The organism is Capnocytophaga periodontitidis (genome assembly GCF_016126015.1).
GTDB lineage: Bacteria > Bacteroidota > Bacteroidia > Flavobacteriales > Flavobacteriaceae > Capnocytophaga > Capnocytophaga periodontitidis.
Genome location: NZ_JAEFDB010000042.1, coordinates 1 through 840, shown reverse-complemented (window position 1 = coordinate 840; position 840 = coordinate 1). Strand labels below are relative to the sequence as shown.

Here is an 840-nt window from a genome sequence, read left to right as displayed (position 1 = left end):
CCTATCTTCTCATAGTACTTGTTATCCTCACCTTTAAAGATAATACTATGGACAAGATCTTTCTTCTTTAACTTACCCTCTTCATATAGTTTTTGTTTTTCTTTCTGTATTTGTAGTAATAGTTCTTCAGCAGTACCTTCTGCTTCATCTTGCGGTACAAGTTTCCCCTCTATCGCATATTGCAGAACAGACTTTTTTAACTGTTCTTTAATGTTTCTGTTAAGCGTATCAAGTTCAGTTTGTGCTTTGCCATAGAGCTCAATATGAGGTATAAGCTCTTCTATTTTTTCTACAATACGTTGTTGTTCTGCAAGAGGAGGAATAGGAAGAAGAAAATTTTGTATCCGTATGATAGCTAATTTAGGCTGTCCTACCTTAGTTGTACAATTTTTAATTTGTGTTTGAACATAATCTGAAGACAGCAAATACATTAAACATTTTTTATTTAATTGAGTAAATACTATTTTATTTGCATTTTCTGTAAGATTAGCTCCATCAAATTCTATTGGTATTTCTCCTACAACTCCAATTGTTCCTGCTACTGTTATATATAAATCATCTTTAGATATTGTGTAGTTTTTAATAAGAGAATAAATTTCTTTTGAAATATAATGGACATCATTATTACGCACACTATACTGTTTCATATCAGCTACACGAATATATTTATATCCAGTGTTTTGATTAGTTAAGCTATATCCAACAGGAACTCTTTTTCCTCCTGTTATAGATGTAATATCACCTAATCTACACCACTCCCATCCGTTAGGTATTTCAAAAGGTATTTCCTCATCAATACATTTTACCTCGCCCGATAGGGTGAACTTCTCATAATAGGAA

The 840-nt window shown here is 31.8% G+C and carries 1 protein-coding gene; it reads right to left on the bottom strand.

Annotated elements, in window-relative coordinates; all coding sequences use genetic code 11:
- On the bottom strand, positions 1–840 hold an 840-nt coding region (locus I7X29_RS15215; protein WP_198475883.1), incomplete at both ends, for a restriction endonuclease subunit S.